Below are 26,594 nucleotides of genomic sequence, written 5' to 3'. Positions count from 1 at the left end.
TTGCTGGATATCAAAGAAATAAGGATTTTTTTCATCCGCCATGGCTATCTCCTGATCATCGCTGCCTGGTTATTCACTTTTTCTTTCCTTTTCAGCAATTACTGGTCTTACTATTCCTCTCCGCAGGGGGTAAAACGCAGTCTGGAGAAAAGTATCAGGGAAAGGGAAGACGCCTTTCAGGAACTGTCAACAGATAGCACGCTGATAGAACATATTTTCGCGCGGGATCATGACGAGAAAGAGGAAAAACTGCTCTCCAAACAAAGCTTCTATGTCTTTGCATATGATAGCAGCACGGCCAGCCGCTGGCTGGTATACTGGAGCACCAACCTCGTATTACCGGATGAATGGCAGGCGCCCCTGCAACCGGGTATCCGTTTCCTCAAACTGAAAAACGGCTACTATGAGGTGATCTGTAAAAAGGTGCAGCCACAACAGGCCGGACACGAACGTTACCTGATGGCGGCTATACCCGTTATGATGGAATACAACCTCAGTAACAACTATCTTGTCGATCATTTCTTTGATAAACCGGCCCTGGGAATGGAATATACCATTCACCTGAAACCGCCCGGTATACCGGTATTGAACGGGCAAAACCTGATCCTTTTCTATCTCTATTACGATCGTACACTGGATACGGGACCGCCTAATCTGCTCAGTGTCATACTGCGCGTACTCGGTTGTATCTGTGTGCTGATATTTGTTAATCTCTTTGCCACTACACTGGCCCGGCAGAAGAATCCGTTGTATGGCTTCTTTTTCCTGTTTACCATTATCATCGTCTGTCGGACGCTGAGTTATCTTTACCCGTTTCCATTCAACCTGCGTTCACTCAACATATTTACACCGCTGATCTATGCGAAGGATGAAGTGTTCCGCTCATTGGGCGACCTTTTACTCAACGTATTACTCGGGTTCTGGTTATTACTGTTCTTCCGTGAACACGTAAAGACCATCAAGGCGCCACGGGTGACTAATCGCGGTCAGCAACGTGTGGTGATCATCCTGGCCAGTTTCATTATGTACCTGGTAGGAGAATTCCTGTCACAACTCATTCAGAGTCTTGTAATTGACTCAAGAATCTCGTTTGACGTGGCGAATCCTTTCAGTCTGAATGAATACAGTATTATCGGCTTCATCATACTTGGATTTATCTCATTCAGCTTCCTGTTTTTCTCACAGATCATCAACTATCTGCTGAATGAGCTGACGAACTTCCGCCACCGTACCAAATATCTGTTCCTGGGTATTGTCGGTATCGTCTGGCTGGCTTTCCGTGTACAGAACCCGGATATCTACTATTCGGTAGCCATGGTCATCTGGCTGATCATCTATGTGGTGCTGCTGGATGTGTTATCCTACCGCTTTGAGAACAGTCTGGCCACTGTTCCATTTCTCTTCTGGCTCTTCCTGCTGACGATCACTACGTCTGCTGTACTCGTATATTACAACGACAAAAAGGAGGTTAGTCTGCGGGAACGCATGGCCGTGGAATTATCCAAACAAAAAGACCCGTACGTAGAAATGCTGCTCACCGATGTGACGCGGCAGATGGAAGAAGACGAGCTTTTGCAAACGTTTTTCCAGCAAAGCAGTGCAGGCAGATCAACCCAGCGGGGCATAATGGACGAACTGAAACAGAAATATTTCAAGGGATACCTGGCCAGATTTAATGTTAGTTTTTATCCTTTTAACGAGTATTTCGAACCCCTTTACGGTGGAGATACCTCTTCATTTCCGACGCTCAGCCGGCGTATGCTGATGGGCTCAGAACTGATCGGAAATGAGTTGTATTACAACGAACGCAGTTATAACGATTACAGCTATATCGGTCGTAAAGATTTCTACCGGAATAATGCACCTGCAGGCTATCTCATATACGAACTGACGCCTGCGGTTGTCAATACCCAGCGACTGTATCCTGAACTGCTGGTAGACGGAGATATTTATGATCCGGAGAAAGAATCTTCCACTGCTTATTCCTACGCGATTTATGACCAGGGAGAACTGGTGAGTAATAACAACGATTATGCTTTCCCGGTCAAATTATACGCATCAGATATACCCAAAGATGAGATCACACTGGATTATCATAAAGGCTTCTCCCGCCTGATCTATAAGGCATCAAAGGACAAAGTGGTGATCGTGGTGAAGGAAAGCAGAAGTTTTGTGGAATTCATCACCCTGTTTGCGTGGATGTTCTGTCTTTTCCTGTTGATCATCGCGATTTACAGGGTGCTGGATCTGATGGTAAAAGCGAGAATGCGTATCGGTAATCTGAAAACGTTGATCAATATCAGCATCCGTAAAAAGGTGCATGGTACGATCATCTTTATCGTTGTATTTGCCTTTATCATCCTGGGTCTGACGACGATCCTCTTCTTCATCGACCGTTCTGAAAGAGAGAATAAAGAGCGATTGAGCCGTACGATTAATGAGGTGTCCCGCGATGTGGAAAAGGTATTCGAAAACCAGCGTATGTTCGATGACCTGGAGGATCTGTATGATCCGATATTCCAGGCAGGGCTGACAGCAGAGATGGCAGAAATAGCAGATGAAAGAGCCCTGGACATCAATATCTATGACCGGGATGGCAATTTGCAGGTCACTACACAGCCATTGATCACAGAGAAAGGATTATTATCCAGGAAGATCAATCCGGATGCCTTTCTGCAGCTTTATCGCGAACCAAAGATCCAGTGGATACAGAAGGAGAAGATTGGCGGCATGAAATACCTTTCCGGTTATAAGCCTTTACGGAGCAGTACCGGGGAGATCTTTGCCTATCTGAATGTGCCTTATTTCGCGACCCAGACGGAGTTGAATCAGCAGATCTCCAACTTCCTGGTCGCCCTGATTAATTTCAATGCCTTTATCTTCCTGATTGCGGGTTTACTGGCATTGCTGATCACGAATTCCATTACCAAATCCTTCTCGCTGGTAACAGAAAAGCTGCGGCACGTGAACCTTGGACAGCAGAATGACGAGATTGAATGGGAAAAGGATGACGAGATCGGGGCATTGGTGAAGGAATACAATAAAATGGTGCGTAAACTGGAGGTCAGCGCCGCCCGCCTGGCAAAGAGTGAAAGGGAAGGGGCCTGGAGAGAGATGGCGAGACAGGTAGCCCATGAGATTAAGAATCCGCTGACGCCGATGAAGCTCAGTATACAATACCTGCAACGGGCCATCGACAATGACGCACCAAACGTAAAGCAGTTGTCTAAAAACGTGGCGCATACACTGGTGGAACAGATAGAGCACCTGGCGAATATCGCATCCGATTTCTCGGCATTTTCGCGTATTGACGAGGCTAACAGCGAGGTATTGTTATTGAATGAGGTGCTGCATTCGCTGAGAGATCTTTACCAGATCCACGACAATTTCAGTATGCATTTCCCGCCACCAGGGAAGGCTTTTTATGTATTTGCCGATAAAACGCAGATGAATCGATTGTTTACCAATCTTTTGCAAAACGCGGTACAGGCATTACCGGAAGGAAGGGAAGGAAATGTGACGATTGCCATGACAGAGCAGGAGGAAGGTTGGGTCGTTGTGAGTGTAGAAGACAATGGAGAGGGGATTCCACCGGAAATACAGCCTAAGATCTTCGTACCGAATTTTACCACTAAAAACTCCGGTACCGGCCTCGGACTGGCGATGTGTAAAAACATCGTAGAGCAGGCGAGGGGAGAGATCTGGTTTGAAACGCAGTTGACCGTGGGTACGACGTTTTATGTGAGGCTACCGTTGGAAAAGGTGTAAAGTCAATTAGGAATTAAGAATTAAGAATTAAGAATTAAGAATTAAGAATTAGGAATTATTGCGAGCTATATCCTTCAGTTTAACATATTGATTAATTGAGACTTATAGAATAAAGAGAAAGGGGCTTTTCCTGTGGGGGAGAAGCCCCTTTCTCTTTATTATGTTGTCTGTCTCCGCTGCATTTCAATTCTTAATTGTTAATTCCTAATTCCTAATTGACAAAAAAATACCGCCTCTTATAAAAAGAGACGGTATCAATACCTTTCATTTTCGATAGGATGTAAATTATTTCACAAAGCTTTCGCGGATTTTATCCAGCAGCTTCGTTTGAATCATCTGTTGAGCCAGTGAGATCATGTTTTTAAAGGCTACGCCTTTAGAGATACCATGACCAATAATTACCGGTCTTGACACGCCCAGTACGGGAGTACCACCATAGCTTTCAAAATCGAACTTTTTCATGTAATCATCGTTGATGTTGCGTCTTAATGCAATATCATGGAATGATTCAGCCATTTTCAAAACTACGTTTCCGGTAAAACCTTCACACACAATCACATCTGCTTTGTTGGTGAGGACGTCGCGTCCTTCCACATTGCCGACGAAGTTCAGTTGCGGATGTTCCTTGAGTAGCGGGTAAGTTGCCTGTGCCAGGAGGTTTCCTTTTCCTTCTTCTTCACCGATATTCAACAGACCCACGGTTGGATCGTTGATTCCCAGGATGTGTTTGGAATAAAGGGAGCCGAGGACAGCAAACTGTACCAGATTCTCTGGTTTACAATCAGCGTTGATACCAACATCCAGCAGAAGCCCGAAAGATCCATCTTCCCTTGGAACGGGAGTGGATATAGTTGGCCGTTGTACACCTTCTATTGCTTTGATGGAGTAAAAAGTACCAACCATCATAGCGCCGGTGTTACCGGCACTGATAAATGCATCGATCTTGCCGCTCTGTAAGAGATGGAAGCCGATGCCAATAGAGGACTGCGGTTTTTCCTTCAGTGCCTTGGTAGGATGTTCATTCATCCCAATTACCTGAGATGAATGAACAACTGAATATTTTGATTGGTCTAACTGTGCTTCTGCTAACAAGGGCGCCAGAGCTGCCTCGTCACCGATCATTACCAGGTGCGCATCAGTAGCAACAGTGTCGAAAAATAATTTTACTCCTTTTACTGCTTCGAGAGGGGCGAAGTCGCCACCCATCATATCAAGCCCGATTCTCATGAACGTTTAGGTTTGTCTGTTTGGTCGGGGGTAAAAATAGTAAAATTATTTAGTGCTGCTTTGTTTTTCCAATACTACTTTTCCTCTGTAGTACAGTTTGTTCTCTACCCAGTGAGCACGATGTCTCAGGTGCACTTCACCAGTTGCGCTATCAGTGCTTAAAGTATCCGCAAAGGCCTTGTAATGCGTCCTTCTCTTAGCTGATCTTTGCTGAGAATGTCTGCGTTTCGGATTTGGCATCTTATTTAAGTTTTAATTGTCCGTGTTTAAGTTTAATAAAGTTAGTATCAATCTCCGCCTTCGACGTACACTGAATGTTTTAGTTCTCACGAAATTTATCCAGACCTTTCCAGATCGGATTCTCTTTTTCGTTAGCCTGCCGGTTCATTTGGTCCAGCATATCAAGAATCTTTGGATCACAGCCGCTTTGTCCTTTACTGTCAGCCGGGTGAATACGCTGCATAGGGATACTGAGATTGATAAACTCATAGATCCAGTCAGCCACATTCAGATGAGATTCCGTTAAAGATATAAAGGAAACATCTGTATCATCCTCCTCATTTAGCTCGTCCGGATTGTTTACCAATTTTACAACATGTTCAAAATCATCCCATAATTGTAAATCGAATGGCTGTCCGCAACGGTCGCAATTCACAGTAACAGTTCCGCCGATTTCAAACTTCAACAGGAAAAAATTATTTTTCTTGTCTAAGAGCAACTTTACAGTTGCCTTGCAGTTGCTGAAATCCTGCGGGCCGTAGTCTTCAAAGAAACTATCCGTAATTTGGTACTCAAATGTATGCTCTCCGGGCTTCAGTCCCACAAAGGCAATATCAAATTGACGGAGTGCTTTCATAATAAAATCCTCACTTTTAGAGGGATGCAAAGGTAACCAAATATTTCCAATTGCAAAAATTTCCTAATTTTGTGATTCCCAACATAATATTTATATATTGTATACTGTATAAATTTATGTACAGGAGCGCCAAACTTACGCGCCAACTTCCAACCAGTCCTATAAAGAATGGCCAAAGCCCGGATCAAAGGTACGAGAAAACATCCCACTGCCCGTAGTTTATCTGCGGACAATCTCGCTATATTTTCACTTCCCATCAGCGTATTGCTACAAAATAGTAATGCGGGTGTACTCGTAACCGATGGAAATCACCGGGTTATCTGGGTCAATTCCGTCTTCGAACAGAATGCCGGTCAGGAGGCGATGCACATCTTCGGTATGTCCTACACCGCTATTATCCGCTATTTCAGCCGGATGGTCGAACACGTGGAAGACTTTGAGCAAAAAATGCGGGATCTCCGGCTGAAAAAGAAACCTTATTTCGGGTGGGAGATCATTCTTCGCGACGGACGCATATATGAAGTCAGCTACAATCCTTTAATAGAAAAACGCCGTTTTATGGGCAGCGTCTGGCAGATTGTCGACGTTTCCCGCCATAAAATGCCCCGTTCGCAACTGGACCTGGCCCGCCGGCAGGCAGAAGAAGCCAGGGGCGCTCAGAAAGAATTCCTGGCCAGTATGAGCCATGAAATCCGGACCCCCCTGAACGTCATCGTCGGAATGACGCACCTGCTGGAAGAAACAAATCTCGATCCCAAGCAACGGGACTATATTAATATACTGAAACACTCTTCAGGTATCCTCATGGGCCTGATTTCCGATATCCTGGACCTTTCCAAGATCGAAGCCGGTGAATTGCAGGTTAACCAGCGGGAGTTCAATCTCACCGAACTGGTCCAGTCCCTCCGCCATACATTTGAACTGAAAATAGGCCAGCGGCCGGTCAGTATTTCCGCATCTATCGATCCGCAGCTGAAGACCTGGCTGGTAGGAGATGATATGCTGCTGAACCAAATACTTATGAACTTGTTAGGTAATGCAGAGAAATTCACACGGGAAGGTGAAATAGCCATTAACGTGCAACTGGATTCCTGGCAGGAAGATAAATGTTGGGTGACCTTTCAGGTATGCGATACCGGTATCGGCATTCAGAAAGATAAACTGGAACTGATCTTCCAGAACTACAAACAGGCAGAACAGGAGATCCGGGAAAATTATGGTGGCACAGGATTGGGATTAGCCATATCCAAACAGTTGGTTGAACTACAGGGCGGCAGCATCGTTGTCGAAGAAGCCGACGGCTTCAGCACCTGTTTTTCTTTTACACTGCCCTTTATTGATACCCGAAAACCCTTCGTTTCTAATGCAAGGTCAGGACATATGAAAAGGCAACCCAACTTTTCAGTAGCCAAAGTACTGGTGATCGAGGATAACCCCATGAACCTCCGGTATATTATCAGTCTGCTGGAAAAATATAATATCCAGCACCAGCTCGCGACCAACGGGCCGGATGCACTCTATTTTCTGGATTCCCGTTTATATGACCTGATTTTACTCGATATTCGTATTCCGGGTCTTAATGGTCTCGAACTGGCCGTAAAGATCAGACAGGACGAATCTAAACCCAACGTAGCCACGCCGCTCGTTGCGACCACCGCCCTGGCCATGGAGAGTACTTTTACACAGGCCAGACAGGCAGGGATCACCGATATTTTAACGAAACCTTATACACCAGACCAATTATTGCAGGTATTGAATAAGTATCTGAATGATGACGAAACAGAATTAATAATGGAAGAGCCTACAAACATTTCCGGATTTGAGTTCCATAACGAGCTGGATGTAAAGTACCTGAATACTTTATACGAGAACAATATCTCTTACGCCGCCGACCTTTTTGAGATCTTTCTCAAAACGATCCTGGAAGAAGTGGTGAAGATCAAAAAGCTGGTCGAAGACCGCGACTGGGAACAACTCAAATTCCAGGTACATAAGCTGAAGCCTAACTTCGCTATGGTGGGCCTCACCTGGATTACCAGTAAAATGCAGCAGCTGGAAAATACGCTGAACACCAATGCGGCCACGCCGCCGGAAGAGGTGGAAGCGGTATTTGCAGGTATCTCGCGCGACCTGGACAAATTCTATCCTATTATAGAACAGGAGTACGAGCGGATGAAACATATGCAGTAGTCAATTAGGAATTAGGAATTGGGAATTAAGAATTGTGCTATTATAGCATCAATGGTGAAGTTATAGGCTCCAACATAAATTGACAGATTAATCGTTTTAATAGAAAGAGGGCGTTCACCAACAGCGGACGCCCTCTTTCTATTATCATCTATCCCGAATATGCTTCAGGCAATATTACCATCTAAACGATCTTCCCTCCAATTCGTAATTCCTAATTCGTAATTCCTAATTGAAATTGTCCAGAATGTCCTTCACACTGTTATAATAGCTGCCGCCAAATAACAGCAGATGCACTAATAACGGATACAGCTGACAGATCCCTATACGTTGCTGCCAACCTTCTGCCAGTGGATACATTGTTTGATAGCTGAAGAAGAAACGGGTGTCAAATCCGCCAAACAGTCTCGCTGTGGCCAGATCCATTTCCCGGTTGCCGTAATAAACAGCAGGATCGTATACACAGGCCCTGCCATCACTTCCCACCATATAATTGCCCGACCAGAAATCGCCATGTAACAGGGATGGCTGTTCGTCCGGAAAGATCTGTGGCAGATGTCTCCACAAGGTCTCCATCTGGGTTACCATCTGTTTATCGATCACCTGACGATCATACGCTTCTCTCGTCAGCGGCTGCAGACGGTTGAAAGCATAGAAAACAGACCAGCTGCTGTAAGGTGTATTATATTGTTTGATATTGCCTATATAGTTTGCCTGTGGTAAACCAAAATGCTGCTGCGTATGCCGGTGCATACGTGACAGATTGGCGCCAAAGTTCTCCCAGAAGTCCGGATTGATACGGCCTTTCTCCATAAATTCCGTTACCAGGAATACTTTACCACCCGAACGGCCGGTAGCCAGCGGGCGTGGTACAGACAGGGTATTTGTCGCGGATAAGGTCTCCAGTCCCATGAACTCCCGTTCAAACATGTCAGGATAGTTATGCGCGTCATTCATTTTAAGGAATAGCAGACCATTGTCCGTATTCAGCTTAAAAACTTCATTTATATCTCCTCCGGGTATTTTTTCTGCGTAATTAATGTGTATTTTCATTCCCGACTGACAGGAAAGTGCAGATGTCAGCTCACCCATTAATTCAGCTCACCCATTAATATTTCATCGGTCATTCTTTAGCAGGTTGATATGGATTTTAAAATAAAGGTAAAGGGCATTGGTATACGTATACTGATCACCGTGGTTTGCATCTTGTTGCTGCACACTCTTTTCGCATTCAGCCATAGGTTTGCTGAGTTTTATTTTCATAGGTTATACGTTTGGATCAGTTTACTACTCCGGAAGGTACTGGGGAAAGTTCCTTTCAGTATCGGCGACGTAATTTATGCCGCCTGGATTATTACTTCGGTCATTTACCTGTTAAAGATATGTTATAAAATTTTAAAAAAGCAATGGAAGCTTTTAGGAATACAGTTTCTACAGGGGATTCAGGCATTATTATCTGTCTATCTGATATTTATGTTATTCTGGGGATACAACTACGACAGGAATTCCCTGGAAAGTGATCTCTCCCTGGAAGTCAATGAATATAATGCCGATCAGTTATACCGGCTGACCGATACTTTGTTGCAACAGGTAAATCAGTATAAAAGCGCCCTGGGGGATACCGTTCACGCTACTCACCCGGGTGCTGACAGTGCCGCCATGTTCAGTCAGGCCATAAATGCCTATGAGGCAGCCGTGGAAAAATGGCCCGGACTACGTTATAACAGCCCCTGTATCAAACCTTCTTTATACGGTCACTGGATCAATTATATGGGGGTGGGTGGTTATCTGAACCCCTTCACCGGCGAAGCCCATGTCAATGTTACGACGCCCGGATTCCTCCAGCCATTCACCATTTGTCATGAAGTAGCACACCAGCTGGGATACGCCCCGGAGGAAGAAGCAAACTTTGTTGGCTATCTTGTGGCAGGGAATTCGCCTGATATTCATTTCAGATATGCCGCTAACTTTGAGATGTTTATGTATAGTGTCAGACAATTACGCCGGCAGGATACCACCCTCGCCGGGGAGCTCTGGCGGAAGGCTGTGCCAGGTATAAGGGCCGATATGCGGCAGATCAGGGACTTCTATGACCAATACCGCAGTCCTGTGGATGATTATACGGCCATGATCTATGACCAGTATCTTAAAGCGAACAATCAGGAAAAAGGCATCCGCAGCTACAGTGAAGTAGTCGGCTGGCTAATTGCTTATTTCAAGATCAGATAAATTATGAATAAGGAACAACAGAGATTACAGCAGAATGGATGGAAGAAATGGGGATCTTATGTGAGTGATCGTCAATGGGGAACCGTCAGGGAAGATTATAGTGCGGACGGTAATTCCTGGGACTATACCACGCACGATATGGCCCGTAGTAAAGCCTGGAGATGGGGAGAAGACGGCATCGCCGGTATATCTGATGAAAAGCAGTTGTTGTGTTTCTCGCTCGGACTCTGGAACGGGAAAGATCCCATTCTGAAAGAGCGCTTCTTTGGCCTCACCAACGCCCAGGGCAATCACGGCGAAGACGTAAAAGAACTGTACTATTACCTCGATGCCACGCCCACACACTCCTATATGAAAATGCTGTATAAGTACCCTCAGCGGGAATACCCTTATCAGCGCCTCATCGACGAAAATGCCCGCAGAAGCAAACAGGAGGAAGAATTTGAATTGCTCGATACCGGCATCTTTAACGATGACAAATACTTTGACGTCTCTGTTGAATATGCCAAAGCCGGTCCGGACGATATTCTGATCAGCATTACGGCCCATAACCGGGGCCACGAAGCCGCAGACCTCCACCTGCTGCCTACTGTATGGTTCAGAAATACCTGGGTATGGGGCAGACATCCCTATAAACCGGCCCTCTGGGCAGAAGGAGATAAGGCTGTGCGCATCTCTCACGAGAAAGTCGACATTCAATACCTCTACCAGGAAGGGGAAGGCGATATATTATATTGTGAAAATGAAACCAACAACCGCCGCCTGTATAATGTAGACAGCAATACGCTCTACCCGAAAGATGGGATCAATGACTACCTGCTGCATGACGCCAATACCATCAACCCGGAAAAGAAAGGCACCAAAGCGGCTGTTCACTATAACTTCTTTGTACCGGCTAAAAGTCTGGCTACCGTACGCCTGCGACTGACCAACAAAAAGTCAGACGCTCCTTTTGCCGACTTTGACAACATTTTCCAGACCCGCCTCGCGGAAGCAGACGAGTTCTACAGCGATCTGCAGACGACCATCAAAAGTGAAGACGAAAAAATGGTACAGCGCCAGGCGCTGGCCGGTATGTTGTGGAATAAGCAGTTCTACTCCTATAAAGTACAGCAATGGATGGATGGCGATCCTGCCGGTCCGCCGCCACCGCCTGACAGACTCAACGGACGTAATAAAAACTGGAAACAGCTCAATAACGAAGATATCATCTCTGTACCCGATAAATGGGAATTCCCCTGGTACGCCGCCTGGGACCTCGCATTTCACTGCGTAACCCTGGCCATGGTCGACCCGGATTTCGCCAAACAGCAGTTACGCCTCCTGACAGAGGAATGGTATATGAACCCCTCCGGGGAATTTCCGGCTTATGAATGGGCTTTCGGGGATGTAAACCCGCCTGTACATGCCGGGGCTACCTACCGGGTGTTTAAGCAGGATGCCGCGATCACCGGACGAAAAGATTACGAGTTCCTGGAAACGGTCTTTCATAAACTGATGATCAACTTTACCTGGTGGGTCAACAGGAAGGATAGTAGTGGCAGTAATATTTTTGAAGGAGGTTTCCTCGGACTGGATAATGTCGGCGCCTTCGACCGCAGTATGCCACTTCCCAGTGGTATCAGGCAGGAACAGGCTGATGCGACCAGCTGGATGGCCATCTATGCCCTCAATATGCTGCATATCGCCCTGGAACTGGCCAGCTATAATAAGGTCTATACAGGAATGGCCACCAAATTCTTTGAACACTTCCTGTACATTGCCGGCGCCATGGCCAGCATGGGGGATGTGGAAAACGGTCTGTGGGATGACAAGGACGAATTCTACTATGACCAGATCCGCACTGCCGATAATAAGGTGGAACGTCTCCGGCTCAGAAGTATGGTCGGTCTGATACCCTTGTTCGCCGTAGAGGTGATCTCTACAGAAACCCTGAAAAACAACCCGGCTTTCGAAAAACGCATGTCCTGGTTCCTGCGCCACCGACCCGATCTCGCACAACTGGTATCCCGCTGGAATGAGGAAGGTCAGGGCAATAAACACCTGCTCAGTCTTCTCCGCGGTCATCGTATGAAAAGACTGCTTAGCAGAATGCTGGATGAAACTGAGTTCCTGAGTGAATACGGCGTGCGCTCCCTTTCTAAACAATACGAACACGACCCTTTTGTATTCTGTAAGGATGGGGTAGAGCTGCGGGTGAGTTACCTGCCTGGTGAAAGCGATAGTTATACCTACGGTGGTAACTCCAACTGGAGAGGGCCGGTATGGATGCAGATGAACTTTTTGATGATTGAAAGTCTGCGCAAATTCCATTATTTCTATTCAGACGATTTCAGGATCGAATATCCTACCCGCAGTGGCAACTACTATTCCCTGAAAGAAGTAGGGACCAAACTGGCGGAAAGGCTGCTAAAAATATTCCTGAAAGATGAAAATGGCAGAAGAGCGGTGTTTGGGGCGAATGAAAAGCTACAGACAGACCCTCATTTCAATGACCTGATACAATTCCATGAATATTTCCATGGCGATAACGGGAAAGGACTGGGTGCTGCTCATCAGACAGGATGGACAGGACTGGTTGCTAACCTGATCAAGATGAAGAATAACCCGTAAGAAAGAATTAGGAATTAACAATTAGGAATTAATAATTGAAATGCAGCGAAGATCGTTGCGTATATAAATAAAGCAAAAGGCTTCCACTATTGGTGGAGGCCTTTTGCTTATTTTAAGGACTATTGAAGAAAATTCTTAATTCTTAATTCTTAATTCTTAATTCTTAATTCTTAATTCTTAATTCAATAATAGTACGTTGACGCTGCGCTGTAGTATGTTAAAGGCGATTTCCGCCATTAAGTTCTCTTTATCAAGCGTAGGATTTACCTCTGTAATCTCAAAACAGCAGACTTTCCGGTGCTGCATGAATTTTGAGATCAGATCTTCCACTTCACGTTCCCGCAGGCCGTTGGTCACCGGGGTACCGGTTCCTTTGGATATAGAAGAATCCAGGCTATCCACATCAAAAGAAACATAAATGTATTCACAGTCGCTGAGATAACGGAAGACGGAACGGGCCACCTGTTCAGGACCTTTACGGCGTACCTCATTGGTAGAGATGACTTTCATGCCGTATGACTTGATCAGGTGCTCTTCTTCTTTTTCGTAATCTCTCAGGGAGATGAAGACAATATCTTCAGGTAAGATCTTAGGGGCGATTCCGCCAAGATTTTTAAGTGCATCCCAGGTTTTGATGGTATTGGCATCTACATCATGGACTTTACACTCCAGGTTGTCCTCCGCGATGGAGATGGCGACAGGCATACCGTGCATATTACCGGAAGGCGTTGTATAAGGGGTGTGCAGGTCGGCGTGGGCATCGATCCAGATAGCACCCAGTTTGGCTTTCGGACGGGCCATTTTCAGTCCGGCGATAGTCGCCCCGGCAGTACTGTGGTCACCCGACAATACAACGGGAAACCAGTTTGTTTTTACCGTCTCGCAAATGCTCTTACTGATCCTTTCATATAAGGTCAGGGTACCTTTGATACGTTTGGCATAGGGAGATTCAATCGGTTCAAACAGCAGCTTGTTTTCTGTCTCTATGGCTTCGGTAGGGAAGTGCACAAAGAAGTTGCTCATAAAATCCAGGGCAGCTATTTTGATGGCTTCTACTCCCAGACTGGCCCCGCGGGTACCAGCCCCAATCTCCGATTTCACCTCAATGATCTTGATATTTTTCATAAAAGAAAGTTATCCTGCTACAAGCTACACGATTTTAACAGAATGGTTGCCGCAGCCTATTGTCGAGGCGTATATCCACTTGCGGTAAAAGCTAAAACAATTGCAATAAGGACGCTGTATCTTCAAATAATCTTTAATGTTTTGCATAGAATGATGGATAACAATGAATTTTAAAGCCCCCATTTTTTTACATGACTATTAAAAAATAGCTTTGAAAAACTGATAAGTCATAAAACCCGTAAAACACGTAAAACACGATTCCATGGATTTTCAACTTACTGAAGAACACCTCATGATACAAAAGGCGGCCCGTGATTTCGCCGTCAATGAATTGCTCCCCGGCGTAATAGAACGTGACGAAAAGCAGATCTACCCCGCAGAACAGATCAAAAAACTGGGTGAATTAGGCTTTCTGGGTATGATGGTAGACCCGAAATATGGTGGCGCCGGACTGGATACCGTATCCTATGTGCTGGCCATGGAAGAGATCTCCAAAATAGATGCCTCCACCTCCGTATGTATGAGTGTGAATAACTCACTCGTTTGCTGGGGACTGGAAACCTACGGTACCGAAGAGCAAAAGCAGCAATATCTCGTTCCCCTGGCCAAAGGGGAGATTACCGGCGCATTCCTTTTGAGTGAACCGGAAGCAGGTTCCGACGCGACCTCTCAACGCACCAAAGCAGAAGATAAAGGTGATCATTACCTGGTAAACGGTACCAAAAACTGGATCACCAATGGAAGTAGTGCCAGCGTATACCTGGTTATCGCACAGACCCACGTCGAAAAAGGCAGTAAAGGGATCAATGCCCTGATCATCGAAAAGAACTCGCCGGGTGTTGTCGTGGGCGCAAAAGAGAATAAAATGGGTATCCGCGGTAGTGATACGCATAGTATTATGTTTCAGGACGTAAAAGTGCCGAAAGAGAACAGGATAGGAGAGGACGGTTTCGGCTTCAAATTCGCCATGAAAACACTGGCAGGCGGTCGTATCGGTATTGCTTCCCAGGCATTGGGCATCGCCAGCGGCGCTTATGAACTGGCCGTTAAATACGCGAAGGAAAGAAAAGCCTTTGGTAAAGAGATCAGTCAGCACCAGGCCATTCAGTTCAAACTGGCGGATATGGCTACCCGTATAGAAGCTTCCAGACTGTTATGCCTGAAAGCAGCCAGAGAGAAAGACCTGCATCTGGACTATACCCTCAGCGGTTCTATGGCAAAAGTATTTTCATCGGAAACTGCTATGTGGGTGACCACAGAAGCGGTACAGGTACACGGTGGTTACGGTTATGTGAAAGAGTACCATGTGGAACGCCTCATGCGTGACGCGAAGATCACACAGATCTATGAAGGCACCAGCGAAGTACAGCGTATCGTAATCGGCAGAGCGATTTTAGGTTAATTACTGACACCAGAACAATCTTAACGTCCCGGGCATCGCTTCCCGGGATGTTTTTGTTTGTACTATAGTTTTCCTGACATCCCCATATAAAGCATTTATACCTGAGTAGCCTGAAGTATGCCAGTACGTGTCCTTTGTCTTTTCACCAGTCGGCGGCTGACCAACTTATTTGCAATTCGCTCCTGATTGCGATACTTTTGCGCTATGTCAGTTAATTTACCCGCTTTTCAGAAAATAAACGAACAGCTAAAGCCATATAATGCAAAGCTGGTAGCTGTATCCAAGATCAAACCAGCCTCAGATATACAGGCGCTGTATGATGCCGGTCAGCGTATCTTCGGAGAAAATTATGTACAGGAATTGCAGGAGAAACAACCCTTGCTGCCTGCTGATATCGAATGGCATTTCATCGGACACCTGCAATCCAATAAAGTAAAATACATCGCGCCTTTCGTTAGTATGGTGCACGCGGTGGATAGTCTGAAACTACTGGAAGAAATCAGTAAACAAGCGGCTAAGCATAACCGTATGATCCGTTGTCTCCTGCAGGTGCATATTGCTACCGAAGAGACAAAATTCGGTCTGGATGAAAAGGAGTTGCTGGAACTGCTGGAAGCATATAAACAACAGGAAGCACGCTTTGCAAATATCCGGATCGCGGGTCTTATGGGAATGGCAACAAATACAGATGACATGCAGCAGGTACGTAATGAATTCCGACATCTGCATGCACTGCAACAAAACATGAAGCAACGCTTTTTCTCCGATACAGACGCCTTGACGGAACTATCTGTAGGCATGAGCGGAGACTACACTATCGCCCTGGAAGAAGGTAGTACCATGGTACGTATCGGCAGTATGCTTTTCGGCGCAAGATACTAGATGGGAAATTAGGAATTAGGAATTAAGAATTAAGAATTACCGCGAAGATCTCCGCTGCATTCCAATTCTTAATTCTTAATTCTTAATTCTTAATTCTTAATTGGATTTTATTTCCCTATGTTTTTTAACTTATCCGGATCTAATACAGTGGATATCTGCAGGATTTTATTATCCTCCGGAGAAATAGTGAATACCTGACATCCATACAGTTTTTCACCCAGGTAAAACAGCAAGGCCGGCTGGTGATTGATCAAGGTAAATTCAAATTCAAATTCACGCTGGTATTTATTGTATGTATATACAAGCAGTTCGGATACATCCTGCAAACCGGTACAGATCTTCCGGGCTACATTCAGTTTGCTGCCACCGTCAGCATAGAATACGATATCCTGCGACAGCATATTTTCCAGTCTTTGCGTATCTCCTTTACGGATAGCGTGCAGGTACTGATCGAGCAGGGCGGCTGAGACAGTCTTGTTGTTCATCGGCGCTCCCTGTCTGCGCGCGTCCAGCTTCGCCTTTGCACGACTGAGCAGTTTACGGGATTGTTCCACCGAACCGGAAAGTACATCGGCTATCTCGTCATGAGAATAGCCAAAGCCTTCTTTCAGTATAAAGACAGCCCTTTCTTTGGGGTTGAGTTCTTCCATCAGTATAAGCATTGTGTAGGAACCGATATCCCGCAGATGCAGCGCTTTGTCTGCCTCTTCTGTAGCTACCGGTTCCGGTAACCATACATCTTCGTAGTTTACAGTTTTACGCTTTTTCTTTGCATTGATCGACTGGTTGATAACACTACGTACCAGGTATGCTTTTTCATTCTCGATGCCTTCTCTGTTTGCAGTCACATAATTGGATAATACATCCTGTATGGTGTCTTTTGCATCCTCCGCAGAACCAAGAATATTATATGCGTATGGAAACAGTGTGTATTGATAATCTTTCAACATAATATACCGTGTGATCGTTGCTGAAAATAAACAGTTTTATTAAGCGTACTGGCCTACTTTATAATGACCGGGCGTCGTTCTGAAGGTTTTGTTCAGCCTGTTCCAGGTATTGACAGTCGCGATTGCCATGGTCAGTTCCGTGATTTCTTCAGTAGTAAAATGCTCGGTCAATGCATCATAAATAGTATCGTCAATATCCTGCTGATTCGCATTGGTGAGCGCTTCTGTGAATGCCAGGGCCGCGCGTTCCTTTGCATCATAATAAGGCGATTCTCTCCAGGCAATGACGCCATGCAGGCGTACCTGTGTATCGCCATAATGGATGGATTCTTTATGGTGAATATCGAGGCAACAGGCGCAGCCATTGATTTGCGATGCCCTGTAATACAGGAGTGATAATAATTTCTGATCAATATTACAGGTTTTCAGATAAGCGCCGATCTTCCCTAATGAAGTCATGAGTGCTGCCGGCATTTCCTGTAAAGAGATTCTCTGTGTCATATCAGTGCGTTTTTTGTGTGATTAAGATCGTGTACGGTAATATGACAAGCTGGAAAATCAAAACGTGACAGAAATCCTAAAATATTTTTTGGGGACGGTCAGGATGAACGATTATGGTGTCCCAATCCCATCGCCATCGAAGTCGCCTTTTACGCTAAACCGTTGGGTGGCTACCAGGTCATCCTTTGCGGCTACAGTGGCAGCTAGATAGTCAATGATCTTTTCCAGTACCTGCGGATCCCGGATGATCCTGTAATGTCCTTCTCCTTTTATCCTGAATCCTTCTACATCCGGATGTTTTGTCAGGAAATACCGGGACTGCTCCGGAGAAATGATCTCATCATTTTCATCGTAGATGAATAACATGCCATCGGTCTTTACGGAAGAGAACTGCTGGTGCATATCCATGGTGGAGATATTATCCTGTAAGGTCTTCTGTACGATGCCCGGGATTGCTTTTCTCACTTTGGGACCAAGTCCCATCTGGTCATATGCGTCATCAAAGATGGCCGGCGCCGAAATAGACGCTGCGATAATGATGAGTTTAGGCATATGTACCTGCTCCCTGGCCAGTGTCAGGGTTGCGGCCAGTCCGCCGAAAGAATGTCCGATAATACCATAAATATCAGGGTACAGTTCCAGGAAGGCCCTGATAACATGCATCCACTGAATCAGATTACTGTTTTTGCCTTTGGAAAACCCATGTGCGGGTTGATCGAAAGAAATCACCTGGTATCCATTTGCGACCAGTGTGTTGACAATATGCCCGAAATCCAGCGCACTGCCTCCCCAACCGTGGAGCAACAGGATTTTCCGGCCACTCTTGCCCCAGGTATATGTCTTTACATTGATCTGTTGTTTGCTGAATGCATAGGCTGTCAGTGCAGTATTACTTTCCGTTGCTGCCTGTCTGAGATTCAGATGGTGAGAGCGGAAGCTTCTCTTAGGCGGTTTACTGAAAAAATGAAGGAAAGTTTTGGCCGCCATCTGTGGAGATATACTGCCGATAATAGAAAAGGCTAACTTATATTTTTTCATGACCTGGCTTTAAAGGCTTGATAACTATGTAGAAATTTGCTTTATCCGCCATCTCAAAGGTAAATCTATGTGTGCATAGTTTGCATTTACTGAATATGTTTTTTACTTTAGGAAGGCACTTTAAGGAAGTTTAGGAATTATGATACAATTAAACCTGGTAGTTATTAAGACCAGCAGACAGGAAGAACAGGTCAGATTCTACAGCACAATAGGCATTACATTCGAATCGCATCGCCATGGCAACGGACCTTATCACTATGCAGCCACGCTGGACGGACTGACCTTTGAAATCTACCCTTTACCAAAAGGCACAACTGAACCCGATACCACCACCCGACTGGGATTTACCGTGGAAAATCTGAATAACACCCTTCAGCGCCTGGAAGAACTGGGAGTGGAAACCGTGCAGGCGCCTGCCAGTACGGAATGGGGATATGCCGCTGTGGTAAAGGATCCTGACGGCCGCCGCATCGAGCTGGTGGAGCAATTAATAAAATAACTTTTGTTAAAGTTGCTATACTCTACTAATATTGTAGGATATTTGACGAATACCACAATTGACGTAAACTTTAATATGAAGAAAATTTGGCTTTTATTATGCCTTCCGGCATTTATCTTCGGCACACAACTGGAAAAATGGGATCTGGAGCCAGGCGTCTGGCAAGCCAGTCTGCATAGAAAAGACGGCGCGGATATCGTTTTCAACTTCGAAGTAAAGGATAGCGCACGCAAAAAACTGATCTACGTACTGAACGCCAACGACCGCCTGCTGGTGGATGATGTGAAAGTCCAGGGCGATTCCGTATTTATCAAAATGCCTTTTTTTGACTCCGAGTTCAGGGCTTCTTTCACTAAAGGAGGTCAGATCCAGGGTAGCTGGATACGTCACCTGGCAGACAGGGACGTGAGCATTCCATTTACAGCCGCACACAACGTAAAACAACGTTTTGAACAACATACACCTGCCAAAGGTAATGTAACAGGCCGTTGGTCTACCTGGTTCACTTCTCCGGGAAAGAGCGATTCTTCCTTTGCGGTAGGTGAATTCAGACAGCAAGGCAATACCGTACATGGTACTTTCCTGACATCTACCGGTGATTACCGTTTCCTGGAAGGTATTGTAGACGGTGATACACTGAAACTCTCCACTTTTGACGGTTCGCACGCGTACTATTTCACCGCCCTGGTAAAAGACAATTTCCTGGAAAACGGGGTGTTTTATGCTGGTATTGGTGACGGAAAAGAGGAATGGACCGCTGTGAAGGATGATAAGGCTGCACTGCCGGATGAAACTTCACTGGCTGCTGCAAAACCAGGTAGTGGCCGCCCGAATTTCTCTTTCCCGGATATCAATGGTAAGAAAGTAAGTTTCAGCGACAAACGCTTCGAAAATAAAGTAGTGGTGATCACGATCATGGGTTCCTGGTGTCCAAACTGTATGGACGAAACAGGTTTCCTGTCAGAATGGTATAAATCGAATAAGGCACGTGGCGTAGAAGTGATCGGCCTGTCTTACGAGCGTACGACTGATTTTGCAAAATCACAGAAAGCGTTGCAGGGTTTCCTGAAAAGGTTTGATGTGAATTATCCTGTATTGATTACAGGCGTTACTGTCAGCGATCCGGAAAGAACGGAAAAAACCATTCCACAGATCACTAAGATCAAAGGTTTCCCGACAACTATCTTCATCGATAAAAAAGGAAATGTAAGAGAAGTACACACCGGATTCTCTGGTCCGGGTACAGGTGAACACTATGAAACTTTCAAGAAAGATTTCAATAATCTGGTAAACAGTCTGCTGGAAGAAAAATCATAAATCGGATACTACTAACCTGATAAAAAAGGAGGCGGTAACAGTTATAGCTGTACCGCCTCTTTTCTTTTATTGCTGGTCATCCGTTGTCAGTAGTTATACAGCTTCTTTTGCTTCTTTCTTAAAGCTGTTGAATGTTTCAATAGACTCGTCCAGTAATGTCAGGATTCGCTCCTTCACGTCGTCTTTCAGACCTGTTACCTCGTGTTCGAAAATATATTTCAACTCAGTTAATCCATCTGCGCCTTTGCCCAATATTTTCTTTACGCGGCCCTGCAACTGATGGGCGGATTTTCTGATCTTTCTTCTTGTTTCTTCACCGCTATCAGGAGCAGTTAATAATCCGATAGCCAATCCTGCCGCGACACCAGCCAATGCGCCACATAAAATTTTCGCAGTGCTCATAAAAATGATTTTTTTAAGGTGTAACAAATAAAGTGTACTTAATTTTTTCAAATATCAGGCCAGTCAGGCAGTAATCTCTCCGGTTTCTACATAATGTTTGAAACGCATCACATCTTTTTCTACCATCCTGTGAAAAGCGCTGTTCAGCAACCAGGCAAGTCCGGTACCGACATATCCTGCGGGTGGACGATAGGCGATCACTACTTCTATTTCTGTACCACCGTCTAGTGCATCTGAGAATGTTACCTTACCTGCGGTGGCAATATTAGAGCCTGGTGCAGAACGCCAGCCGATGAGGGCGCCTTCTTCATCCTTGATGATCTCGGCATCCCATTCCAGTGTACCTATTCCGCCGGGACCTTTTACGATCCAGTGAGAGTGATAGTCATCGTGCTCTGTGATAGATGCCAGATGACGCATGAAATGAGGAAGGTTTTCCAGTCTGCGCCAGAAGGCATACACCTCATCCCGTGGTTTGTCTACAATGAATTTAGCCCGTACGTTAACGGTGCTGTTGTGTCTGTCACTCATTCTTCTGCCGGCATAAGCGGATACAGGACAATTTCCTGATATGCCTCTGTACAGCAGATAACCACCGGCTATCAGTCTCAGCAGACTTCTGAAAGGATGTTTCGTAATATTGTTGATACCTGAAGCCGTCAGCAACGCGCCGCCGACAACAGATGCAATACGCCCCTGCCTGCTTACATTCAGGACATTCGACTGCTCATAGAGCCATGTAGCGCGGGGCTCGCCGTGTCCGTTTAAACTTCTGTATGTATTCATAAACAATGGGTTTTTGTAAATTCAGATAAAGCGAAAATCTTGCTTGAATGAAAATGAATTGAAAATCAGTTGTTTATAATGCCGTACGATTGTGGAAACTGCGTATAAAATTGCCCATCCTATCTACCTGATCTCCAATATGCCTGTCTTATTGATATATTACTTATTCTCTTTCTCATTCTCACGGCCTTGCATCCGTTCTTCCAGTTCATGAAAGATCTCTTTTCCCCATCTGGGAGAAAGCTCGTCTTTCGGCTTAAAAACGGCAAAACGTTGTCCTGCTTCTTCTGCAATAGGTGCAGCCTTCTTTTTACCGCCACCAAACAGGGCTGGAGTATGGTAAATGATAAGGGCTTTCATCAGATAAGCCCGGGGATTAGCGCTATCGGCTGCAATGGCCTTATCGGAATAATTACGGCTGTCTCCGCCAAGCGTAACTCCCCTGGAATTGTTGGCATTGATACGGGCGGATAGCCAGTAAGCCATCAGTGTCAGTGTTTCTGTATTTTCAGGTTGCAGATCCAGTGCTTTTTTCACAAAAGGTTCAGCTTTCTCCGTGGTAGGATCTGCCTGTCCCTTTGGCGCCCGGAAAGACGACTGCGTATACGCCCAGCCGGTGTAGTATTGTAACAGCCATTCCTCCGGATGTGCCGCTGCCAGCTTGCCTAGTTTCTCTGCACCCTGTTGCCAGGTATCGAAATCACTGGTCGCTTCCAGTTGCCTGATCTCCGCTTTTAACGGCTGTTGCCAGTCCTCTGACTGCGCTTTTGCCATAAAGCCTGTGAGTAACAGCAGTGTAGTAAATAATCTCATAAATATGCTTTGGAGTGAGTAATCCTAATTACATGCCAACTAGTTACACTGCACGACTCAGCATAATAACAGCTGACTGAGCGGAGTGGTTCTGTAATATTTGCATTTTACTCCCTATCTTAAGGCGATAAATAAACTGACGTATGAAAAAACTATTCACGTGCGGGCTGCTGCTGCTCACACTCTCAGGAATGGCGCAAAAAAAGGCGAATAAGGGTTGGGTTCAGCTTTTCAATGGAAAGGACCTGACAGGCTGGGATATCAAGATTAAAGGCCATGATCTGAATGATAACTATGGAAACACCTTCCGCGTAGAAGACGGATTGCTGAAAGTACGCTATGACCAGTACACCAACTTTAATGAGCAATACGGTCATATCTTTTATAATAAGAACTATTCCGCCTATGTGGTTGTGGTGGAATACCGCTTTGTCGGCGAACAGGTAGCCGGTGGTCCCGGATGGGCGCTGCGCAACAGTGGTATCATGCTACAGGGACAGTCGGCTGCCAGCATGGGTAAAAACCAGGATTTCCCGATCTCCCTGGAAGAACAGCTGTTAGGAGGAAATGGCACGGATCCCCGTTCTACGTCTAACCTCTGTACACCAGGTACAAACGTAGTGATGAATGGAAAACTGATCACAGAACATTGTATCTCTTCGACTTCAAAAACTTATGATGGTGAACAGTGGGTGCGGGCAGGTGCACTGGTACTGGGCGATTCCGTCATTAAACATTTCGTGTTTAATGATACCGTAATCGTGTATAATAAACCGCAGACCGGTGGTGGTAACGTGGAAGATGCGGATAGCACGCTGGTAGCAGCAGGACGTCCGCTGAGAGAGGGTTCTATCTCCCTGCAGAGCGAAAGCCATCCCGTTGATTTCAGGAAAGTAGAATTGTATGACCTGTCTCCGTATGTAAACGATCCGGTAAAACTGGAAGCCGTTTTAAGACAACTACAGAAACAGGGCATGAAGAAGAAATAATAAAAAAGCCGGACACCACGGCTCAGGCCATAACGGCTCTCTGGAACGTGGTGTCCGGAATATTGAATTGAACAGCGCCATGTGGCGGCTTCGGTGGTCTTGGTGGTTTGGGTGGACGCGGAGGACCATGATGGGGTGGAACACAACTTGCCCCCATCAGCAACAATCCCACTGCCACAGAGAATAGTCTTTTCCGTTTCATGTTGTATGGTTTGGATTGATATGACAGAAACAAAATACATGCCGTTAACGCCCTCAGCATTCCTACTGAACATTGACCGCATTCCACGCTTTTATAACCACTCATAAAGGGACTTTTTGCAGATGTGCAGAACTGCGTAATTTTATATCCCTGCCGCCCAAAATCCGCAGCCACTCATTTTAATGTCACAAGTATCCGCCCCTGGTAAACACTTTACCGGATTAGACCATTTGCGCGCCTTCGCAATCACCTTCGTATTTCTGTACCATTTCCGTATTTTCAAACATCCCGACTGGATTGATACTATCGGCGGCTTCGGATGGACAGGCGTTGACCTGTTCTTCGTACTCAGCGGTTATCTGATTTCTTCACAACTGTTTGCGCAGATCAACCGTCATGAAACGATCTCCTTCCGGGAGTTTTTTCTCAAACGTTTTTTCAGGATCATTCCGGCTTATCTGACTGTCCTGGCACTGTATGTTTTTCTGCCGGTATTCCGTGAGAAAGAAGCCATGGCGCCGCTCTGGAAGTATCTCACTTTTACGCAGAATATAGGTCTGCACCTGAAAGACCGCGGGACTTTCTCACATGCCTGGTCGCTTTGTATTGAGGAACAGTTCTATTTTATCCTGCCCTTATTACTGATCATGCTGGTGCGTTGGAAGGCACTGAAAGTAGGTCCCTGGCTGATAGGACTGATCTTTATCGGTGGATTTGCCATCCGTCTTTTCTCCTGGCATACGATTGTAGCACCAGCATTGGAGAGAGATGATGCATGGGTCACCTGGTATATGTGGATGTACTATCCCACTTTTACCCGTCTCGATGGGCTGCTGACGGGCGTAGCTATAGCAGCGGTATTTGCTTTCCTGCCTGCTGTAAAAGAGAAGATCACTTCCCTGGGTAATAAATTGCTGCTGATCGGATTGATCCTGCTCGTAAGTGCATGGTTCCTTTGTGAAGATCCTATGAGTTTTGGCGCTTCTATCTTCGGTTTCCCGCTGATCGCCCTGGGGTATGGTTGTATTGTTGCCGGCGCAGTCAGTGAAAGTAGTTTCCTGTATAAAAGAAAACTGGCTTTCACCACTACATTGGCGATGTTGTCATATGGTATTTACCTTTCTCATAAAGGCATTATCCATCTCACACAGTTAGCCTTAGAAAAGATGGGGATAACGGCTGACGGCAATCTCTCTTTTGTGATCTGTATTGCAACATGTGTGTCGGCGGCATTCCTCCTGAATATCATGGTGGAAAAGCCTTTCCTCAAATTGCGTGAGCGTGTCTTATCAAAACTCACTTCAGGTAAGGGCTCTGGAAATCAAGTTTCTTCAGGCCGGCCTGTACTTCAGGACAACTCATGAATAGTTTCCATAGCAGACCGCTACGATAGTTCTCCATCATCACAACGATAGGTCCCTGATCTATTGCCAGGTACTGCTGTGGATACCAGTTCTCTGTTTCACTGAAGGCATCGTAAAAGCCATATTTTCCAAAGATTTTCGTCCGCATATCATTGTACCAGTGTACCATGGCCTGTTTGGAATACTCCGGTGTATAAGGCATTGAAGACAGTGCCGCCGTGGGAGATATGACACCCAGGTCATTGTTTTCGCCGGGTGCATGTGCTGCATATCCTTTTACAGAATAGCTGGCAGTTAATCCCCAGCTGTCGGGACCGTAGCCCTTATAATGCTTCGGATTCTGTATACACCATTCTCTGTTGATCAGTACATGGTTGAGATTATTTTCCCAGTAATCCGCATAGCGGTCTTTTAGTCCATGGGGATCCAGTCCGAGGTAAGAATAGTGGGACCAGAATAAAGGTCCGCCGTATTCTTTCGCAAAGTTGTGCGATAATTTCAACGTATGTCCATAGGCGTTGATACTATCCTTTATAGCGCCGCTTTTCGCCCATCCTTCATGATATACCTCTGCAGGAATACCATGTGTAGGAGAGGCCGCTGCCAATATATACATGATCAGGCATTCATTATAACCGGTCACGGGGAAGTTCATCTGCCATTTATAATTAGGCGACCAGTGCCAGTAGAGCACATTTTTGCCGTTTCTATACCAGCTAAACTCTACCGCTTTCCATAACTGATCAATCCTGGCAGCCAGCGCTTTTTCCTGTTCGTTGCCATTGGCAAAATATTGTCTGACGCAAAGCAGCCCTTGTATCATAAAAGAGGTCTCTACGAGATCTCCGCCATTGTCTTTTTGTCCGAATGGCTTCACTTTTCCTGTCTCTCCATACAACCAGTGTGGCCATGCGCCGTGAAATCTGTCCGCCTTCTCCAGGAACGAAACGATCTTCATCAACCGTTCCAGCCCCTGTTCTCTGCTGATATATCCTCTTTCAATACCCACGAGTAAAGCCATCACACCAAAACCACTACCACCGGAGGTCACTACATTCATGTCATTCTCCGGATAATTACCGTCTACATGATAACGTTCCCTTGCCATACCACTAACGGGTTCTGCACCATCCCAGAAATACTGGAAGGTTTGTTCTTCCACGATATTAAAAATGGAATCTGCTGATAAAGCCAGGGTATCTGTGGCCGTGCTGTCTTTTGTAGACTGGTGGGAGGAGGAACCTCCACATGACATCATCGCTGGTATGCTTATCACCAGCAAACTGAAGAATAGTGAGTTTCTCATAAATGTAATTTAACGAAAATACTTACCTTCGCATCCAATTATAAAAAACAGACAAACCTTGCGTCATGTAATATCACAGGCATATTAAATCTTGAATCCGCCACCTGCGTCCTGCAGGACTGGCCTGTGAATTTCTTG

23 protein-coding genes are annotated in these 26,594 nt (G+C 45.7%); 10 read left to right on the top strand and 13 right to left on the bottom strand.

The window, feature by feature from the left end:
• On the top strand, positions 1 to 3,768 hold the full coding sequence (locus tag CPIN_RS31160; protein WP_012793870.1) for a sensor histidine kinase: 3,768 nt from the start codon (positions 1 to 3) through the stop codon (positions 3,766 to 3,768).
• A gap of 285 nt (positions 3,769 to 4,053) precedes the next feature.
• Here the strand turns inward: CPIN_RS31160 and plsX are convergent, their stop codons facing one another.
• From plsX to CPIN_RS31150, 3 genes are all read right to left on the bottom strand, one after another.
• The gene (plsX, locus tag CPIN_RS31155; protein WP_012793869.1) at positions 4,054 to 4,995 is read right to left on the bottom strand and encodes a phosphate acyltransferase PlsX; all 942 of its coding nucleotides are present in this window, start codon (positions 4,993 to 4,995) and stop codon (positions 4,054 to 4,056) included.
• Positions 4,996 to 5,040: 45 nt separating this feature from the next.
• Positions 5,041 to 5,235: a 50S ribosomal protein L32 gene (gene rpmF, locus CPIN_RS37760; protein ID WP_012793868.1), complete on the bottom strand. Its 195-nt coding sequence runs from the start codon at positions 5,233 to 5,235 to the stop codon at positions 5,041 to 5,043.
• A 79-nt stretch (positions 5,236 to 5,314) separates the two neighbouring features.
• A complete protein-coding gene (locus tag CPIN_RS31150) occupies positions 5,315 to 5,851 on the bottom strand; it encodes a YceD family protein (protein WP_012793867.1) in 537 nt (178 codons plus the stop codon).
• Positions 5,852 to 6,019: 168 nt separating this feature from the next.
• On the opposite strand from CPIN_RS31150, the gene CPIN_RS31145 reads away from it, so the two are divergent.
• Positions 6,020 to 8,041 (top strand): ATP-binding protein, encoded by a 2,022-nt coding sequence (locus tag CPIN_RS31145; protein ID WP_012793866.1) that lies wholly within the window; start codon positions 6,020 to 6,022, stop codon positions 8,039 to 8,041.
• 225 nt (positions 8,042 to 8,266) lie between these two features.
• Here CPIN_RS31145 and CPIN_RS31140 read toward each other — a convergent pair whose 3' ends face one another.
• The gene (locus CPIN_RS31140) at positions 8,267 to 9,130 is read right to left on the bottom strand and encodes a fructosamine kinase family protein (protein ID WP_012793865.1); all 864 of its coding nucleotides are present in this window, start codon (positions 9,128 to 9,130) and stop codon (positions 8,267 to 8,269) included.
• Between the two features lie 51 nt (positions 9,131 to 9,181).
• Here CPIN_RS31140 and CPIN_RS31135 point away from each other — a divergent pair, with 51 nt between their 5' ends.
• Positions 9,182 to 10,267 carry a DUF3810 domain-containing protein gene (locus tag CPIN_RS31135; protein ID WP_012793864.1) on the top strand — a complete coding sequence of 362 codons (1,086 nt, stop codon included), beginning with the start codon at positions 9,182 to 9,184 and terminating at the stop codon, positions 10,265 to 10,267.
• A gap of 3 nt (positions 10,268 to 10,270) precedes the next feature.
• Positions 10,271 to 12,880 carry an MGH1-like glycoside hydrolase domain-containing protein gene (locus tag CPIN_RS31130; RefSeq protein ID WP_012793863.1) on the top strand — a complete coding sequence of 870 codons (2,610 nt, stop codon included), beginning with the start codon at positions 10,271 to 10,273 and terminating at the stop codon, positions 12,878 to 12,880.
• A gap of 177 nt (positions 12,881 to 13,057) precedes the next feature.
• Here the strand turns inward: CPIN_RS31130 and CPIN_RS31125 are convergent, their stop codons facing one another.
• Positions 13,058 to 14,005 carry an arginase gene (locus CPIN_RS31125; RefSeq protein ID WP_012793862.1) on the bottom strand — a complete coding sequence of 316 codons (948 nt, stop codon included), beginning with the start codon at positions 14,003 to 14,005 and terminating at the stop codon, positions 13,058 to 13,060.
• Between the two features lie 262 nt (positions 14,006 to 14,267).
• On the opposite strand from CPIN_RS31125, the gene CPIN_RS31120 reads away from it, so the two are divergent.
• Positions 14,268 to 15,407, top strand: a complete 1,140-nt coding sequence (locus tag CPIN_RS31120) for an acyl-CoA dehydrogenase (protein ID WP_012793861.1) — start codon at positions 14,268 to 14,270, stop codon at positions 15,405 to 15,407.
• 204 nt (positions 15,408 to 15,611) lie between these two features.
• Positions 15,612 to 16,289 carry a YggS family pyridoxal phosphate-dependent enzyme gene (locus CPIN_RS31115; protein ID WP_012793860.1) on the top strand — a complete coding sequence of 226 codons (678 nt, stop codon included), beginning with the start codon at positions 15,612 to 15,614 and terminating at the stop codon, positions 16,287 to 16,289.
• Positions 16,290 to 16,396: 107 nt separating this feature from the next.
• Here the strand turns inward: CPIN_RS31115 and CPIN_RS31110 are convergent, their stop codons facing one another.
• The 3 genes from CPIN_RS31110 to CPIN_RS31100 form a co-directional block, all read right to left on the bottom strand.
• Positions 16,397 to 17,239, bottom strand: a complete 843-nt coding sequence (locus tag CPIN_RS31110; protein WP_012793859.1) for a sigma-70 family RNA polymerase sigma factor — start codon at positions 17,237 to 17,239, stop codon at positions 16,397 to 16,399.
• Positions 17,240 to 17,278: 39 nt separating this feature from the next.
• A complete protein-coding gene (locus CPIN_RS31105) occupies positions 17,279 to 17,740 on the bottom strand; it encodes a carboxymuconolactone decarboxylase family protein (RefSeq protein WP_012793858.1) in 462 nt (153 codons plus the stop codon).
• A 111-nt stretch (positions 17,741 to 17,851) separates the two neighbouring features.
• Positions 17,852 to 18,778, bottom strand: coding sequence for an alpha/beta fold hydrolase (locus tag CPIN_RS31100; protein ID WP_012793857.1), 927 nt, complete (start codon positions 18,776 to 18,778; stop codon positions 17,852 to 17,854).
• Between the two features lie 139 nt (positions 18,779 to 18,917).
• Between CPIN_RS31100 and CPIN_RS31095 the strand changes: the two genes are divergently transcribed.
• Positions 18,918 to 19,277, top strand: a complete 360-nt coding sequence (locus CPIN_RS31095; protein WP_012793856.1) for a VOC family protein — start codon at positions 18,918 to 18,920, stop codon at positions 19,275 to 19,277.
• Between the two features lie 75 nt (positions 19,278 to 19,352).
• Positions 19,353 to 20,594, top strand: coding sequence for a peroxiredoxin family protein (locus CPIN_RS31090; protein ID WP_044220125.1), 1,242 nt, complete (start codon positions 19,353 to 19,355; stop codon positions 20,592 to 20,594).
• Positions 20,595 to 20,687: 93 nt separating this feature from the next.
• Here the strand turns inward: CPIN_RS31090 and CPIN_RS37240 are convergent, their stop codons facing one another.
• The 3 genes from CPIN_RS37240 to CPIN_RS37235 all read right to left on the bottom strand — a co-directional run bounded on the left by CPIN_RS37240 (position 20,688) and on the right by CPIN_RS37235 (position 22,595).
• Complete coding sequence (locus CPIN_RS37240; protein WP_012793854.1) at positions 20,688 to 20,996, bottom strand: YtxH domain-containing protein; 309 nt, start codon at positions 20,994 to 20,996, stop codon at positions 20,688 to 20,690.
• Between the two features lie 63 nt (positions 20,997 to 21,059).
• The gene (locus CPIN_RS31080; protein WP_012793853.1) at positions 21,060 to 21,782 is read right to left on the bottom strand and encodes an SRPBCC family protein; all 723 of its coding nucleotides are present in this window, start codon (positions 21,780 to 21,782) and stop codon (positions 21,060 to 21,062) included.
• Positions 21,783 to 21,941: 159 nt separating this feature from the next.
• The gene (locus CPIN_RS37235; protein ID WP_012793852.1) at positions 21,942 to 22,595 is read right to left on the bottom strand and encodes a hypothetical protein; all 654 of its coding nucleotides are present in this window, start codon (positions 22,593 to 22,595) and stop codon (positions 21,942 to 21,944) included.
• A gap of 143 nt (positions 22,596 to 22,738) precedes the next feature.
• Between CPIN_RS37235 and CPIN_RS31070 the strand changes: the two genes are divergently transcribed.
• Positions 22,739 to 23,584, top strand: coding sequence for a 3-keto-disaccharide hydrolase (locus tag CPIN_RS31070; RefSeq protein WP_012793851.1), 846 nt, complete (start codon positions 22,739 to 22,741; stop codon positions 23,582 to 23,584).
• Between the two features lie 22 nt (positions 23,585 to 23,606).
• Here CPIN_RS31070 and CPIN_RS38810 read toward each other — a convergent pair whose 3' ends face one another.
• Positions 23,607 to 23,786 carry a hypothetical protein gene (locus tag CPIN_RS38810; protein ID WP_148230678.1) on the bottom strand — a complete coding sequence of 60 codons (180 nt, stop codon included), beginning with the start codon at positions 23,784 to 23,786 and terminating at the stop codon, positions 23,607 to 23,609.
• Positions 23,787 to 23,968: 182 nt separating this feature from the next.
• On the opposite strand from CPIN_RS38810, the gene CPIN_RS31065 reads away from it, so the two are divergent.
• Positions 23,969 to 25,150, top strand: a complete 1,182-nt coding sequence (locus tag CPIN_RS31065) for an acyltransferase family protein (RefSeq protein ID WP_012793850.1) — start codon at positions 23,969 to 23,971, stop codon at positions 25,148 to 25,150.
• Here CPIN_RS31065 and CPIN_RS31060 read toward each other — a convergent pair.
• Positions 25,083 to 26,456 carry an endo-beta-1,2-glucanase gene (locus CPIN_RS31060; protein ID WP_044220121.1) on the bottom strand — a complete coding sequence of 458 codons (1,374 nt, stop codon included), beginning with the start codon at positions 26,454 to 26,456 and terminating at the stop codon, positions 25,083 to 25,085. The genes CPIN_RS31065 and CPIN_RS31060 overlap by 68 nt on opposite strands.
• Between the last annotated feature and the right edge of the window lie 138 nt (positions 26,457 to 26,594).

This window comes from Chitinophaga pinensis DSM 2588, from assembly GCF_000024005.1.
GTDB classification, from domain to species: Bacteria; Bacteroidota; Bacteroidia; order Chitinophagales; family Chitinophagaceae; genus Chitinophaga; species Chitinophaga pinensis.
Note: the sequence above shows the minus strand (reverse complement) of the source record. Positions and strands in the feature narration are given on the sequence as shown.

Bases quoted from the DNA above. Each gene is read 5' to 3' on its own strand.
- CPIN_RS31100 (WP_012793857.1), bottom strand. From the start codon at position 18,778: ATGAAAAAATATAAGTTAGCCTTTTCTATTATCGGCAGTATATCTCCA.
- CPIN_RS31110 (WP_012793859.1), bottom strand. From the start codon at position 17,239: ATGTTGAAAGATTATCAATACACACTGTTTCCATACGCATATAATATT.
- CPIN_RS31120 (WP_012793861.1), top strand. From the start codon at position 14,268: ATGGATTTTCAACTTACTGAAGAACACCTCATGATACAAAAGGCGGCC.
- CPIN_RS31125 (WP_012793862.1), bottom strand. From the start codon at position 14,005: ATGAAAAATATCAAGATCATTGAGGTGAAATCGGAGATTGGGGCTGGT.
- rpmF (WP_012793868.1), bottom strand. From the start codon at position 5,235: ATGCCAAATCCGAAACGCAGACATTCTCAGCAAAGATCAGCTAAGAGA.
- CPIN_RS31130 (WP_012793863.1), top strand. From the start codon at position 10,271: ATGAATAAGGAACAACAGAGATTACAGCAGAATGGATGGAAGAAATGG.
- CPIN_RS31150 (WP_012793867.1), bottom strand. From the start codon at position 5,851: ATGAAAGCACTCCGTCAATTTGATATTGCCTTTGTGGGACTGAAGCCC.
- CPIN_RS38810 (WP_148230678.1), bottom strand. From the start codon at position 23,786: ATGAAACGGAAAAGACTATTCTCTGTGGCAGTGGGATTGTTGCTGATG.
- CPIN_RS31115 (WP_012793860.1), top strand. From the start codon at position 15,612: ATGTCAGTTAATTTACCCGCTTTTCAGAAAATAAACGAACAGCTAAAG.
- CPIN_RS37235 (WP_012793852.1), bottom strand. From the start codon at position 22,595: ATGAGATTATTTACTACACTGCTGTTACTCACAGGCTTTATGGCAAAA.
- CPIN_RS31095 (WP_012793856.1), top strand. From the start codon at position 18,918: ATGATACAATTAAACCTGGTAGTTATTAAGACCAGCAGACAGGAAGAA.
- CPIN_RS31135 (WP_012793864.1), top strand. From the start codon at position 9,182: ATGGATTTTAAAATAAAGGTAAAGGGCATTGGTATACGTATACTGATC.
- CPIN_RS31090 (WP_044220125.1), top strand. From the start codon at position 19,353: ATGAAGAAAATTTGGCTTTTATTATGCCTTCCGGCATTTATCTTCGGC.
- CPIN_RS31080 (WP_012793853.1), bottom strand. From the start codon at position 21,782: ATGAATACATACAGAAGTTTAAACGGACACGGCGAGCCCCGCGCTACA.
- CPIN_RS31140 (WP_012793865.1), bottom strand. From the start codon at position 9,130: ATGGGTGAGCTGACATCTGCACTTTCCTGTCAGTCGGGAATGAAAATA.
- plsX (WP_012793869.1), bottom strand. From the start codon at position 4,995: ATGAGAATCGGGCTTGATATGATGGGTGGCGACTTCGCCCCTCTCGAA.
- CPIN_RS31105 (WP_012793858.1), bottom strand. From the start codon at position 17,740: ATGACACAGAGAATCTCTTTACAGGAAATGCCGGCAGCACTCATGACT.
- CPIN_RS31065 (WP_012793850.1), top strand. From the start codon at position 23,969: ATGTCACAAGTATCCGCCCCTGGTAAACACTTTACCGGATTAGACCAT.
- CPIN_RS31070 (WP_012793851.1), top strand. From the start codon at position 22,739: ATGAAAAAACTATTCACGTGCGGGCTGCTGCTGCTCACACTCTCAGGA.
- CPIN_RS37240 (WP_012793854.1), bottom strand. From the start codon at position 20,996: ATGAGCACTGCGAAAATTTTATGTGGCGCATTGGCTGGTGTCGCGGCA.
- CPIN_RS31145 (WP_012793866.1), top strand. From the start codon at position 6,020: ATGGCCAAAGCCCGGATCAAAGGTACGAGAAAACATCCCACTGCCCGT.
- CPIN_RS31060 (WP_044220121.1), bottom strand. From the start codon at position 26,456: ATGAGAAACTCACTATTCTTCAGTTTGCTGGTGATAAGCATACCAGCG.